This is a genomic window from Streptomyces alkaliphilus (assembly GCF_014141535.1).
Taxonomy (GTDB): domain Bacteria; phylum Actinomycetota; class Actinomycetes; order Streptomycetales; family Streptomycetaceae; genus Streptomyces; species Streptomyces alkaliphilus.
Genome location: NZ_VKHT01001060.1, coordinates 1 through 1,652, shown reverse-complemented (window position 1 = coordinate 1,652; position 1,652 = coordinate 1). Strand labels below are relative to the sequence as shown.

General features: G+C 70.2%; 1 protein-coding gene. It reads left to right on the top strand.

Annotated features, from left to right (window positions below; genetic code table 11):
- Positions 1-152: 152 nt before the first annotated feature.
- Positions 153-1,652 (top strand): sodium-dependent transporter (locus FNQ90_RS22370; protein WP_228471493.1); only part of this gene is annotated, 1,500 nt, incomplete at its 3' end.

Sequence of the window (1,652 nt, the reverse complement as noted above, 5' to 3'; positions counted from 1 at the left end):
TTGATCGCCCCGATCCCGACCGATCCCGACACCGACCGATCCCGACCGACCCGACCCCGACCGGCGTACCCGGGGAGCACGAAGGGCAGTTCGCGATGGCTCAGCAGTCGTCCCCACCCCCCACCGGGGGACCCTCCGGCGCGGTCCCGGGCATGCCCCGTGAGCAGTGGGGCACCCGGGCCGGCTTCCTCCTGGCCGCGATCGGCTCCGCCATCGGGCTGGGCAACATCTGGCGCTTCCCGGCCGTCAGCTACGAGAACGGCGGCGGCGCCTTCCTGCTGCCCTACCTCATCGCCCTGATCACGGCGGGCATCCCGCTGCTGATCCTGGAGTACACGATCGGTCGCCGGTACCGGGCCGCGCCACCGGGCGCCTTCCGTCAACTGGCCCGCCCCGCCGAGGCGATCGGCTGGTGGCAGGTGGCCATCTGTTTCGTCATCGCCACCTACTACGCGGTGATCCTCGCCTGGGCCGTGCGCTATGTGGGCTTCTCGGTCGGGCAGAGCTGGGGCGACGATCCCGACGGCTTCCTGTTCGGTGACTTCCTGCGCACCGCCGACGCGCCGGGCGGCTTCTCGGTCTTCGTGCCCGGGGTGTTCTGGCCGCTGGTCGCGGTCTGGGTGGTGGTCCTGGCGATCCTGGCGCTGGGGGTGCGGCGGGGCATCGAACGGGCCAACAAGATCTTCATCCCGCTGCTGGTGGTCTTCTTCCTGGTCCTGGTGGTCCGCGCGGTCACCCTGGACGGTGCGGAGCTGGGCCTGGACGCCTTCTTCTCCCCCGACTGGGACGCCCTGACCTCCGGCACGGTCTGGGTGGCCGCCTACGGGCAGATCTTCTTCTCCCTGTCCATCGGCTTCGGCATCATGATCACCTACGCCTCCTACCTGCGGCGGCGTGCCGACCTGACCGGATCCGGTCTGGTCGCCGGCTTCGCCAACAGCTCGTTCGAGATCTTCGCCGGCATCGGCGTCTTCGCCACCCTGGGCTTCATGGCCACCGCCGCCAGCGTGGGGGTGGACGAGGTGGCCAGTTCCGGACTGGGTCTGGCCTTCGTGGCGTTCCCGCAGATCATCTCGGAGATGCCGCTGGGCGCCTTCTTCGGCGTGCTCTTCTTCGGTTCGCTGGTGGTCGCCGGCCTCTCCTCCCTGATCAGCATCGTGCAGGTGGTGGTCTCGGCCGTGCAGGACCGCACCGGCATGGCCCGGGTCCCCGCCGTGCTGTCGGTCGGCGGCCTGACCGCCGTGGTGTCCCTGCTGCTGTTCCCCACCGACGGCGGCCTGTACGTGCTGGACGCGGCCGACCACTTCATCAACCAGTACGGCATCGCGCTGGCCGCCCTGGTGATCGTGATCACCGTCTCCTGGGTGCTGCGCAAGCTCCCCACCCTCCAGGCGGACGCCGACGCCACCTCGGCGATCCGGCTGGGCCGCTGGTGGCGGTTCTTCCTGGCGGTCGTCACCCCGCTGGTGCTCGGCTGGATGATGATCGACAGCCTGGCCGACGAGTTCTCCGAGAACTACGAGGGTTACGACACCTCGTTCCTGCTGTGGGCGGGATGGGGCGTGGCGGTGGGCGCGCTGGTCTTCGGCGTGGTGATGACCCTGCTCTCCCAACGGGCGGGGCCGGCGGGCGGAAGGGGCGGCGCGAAGCGG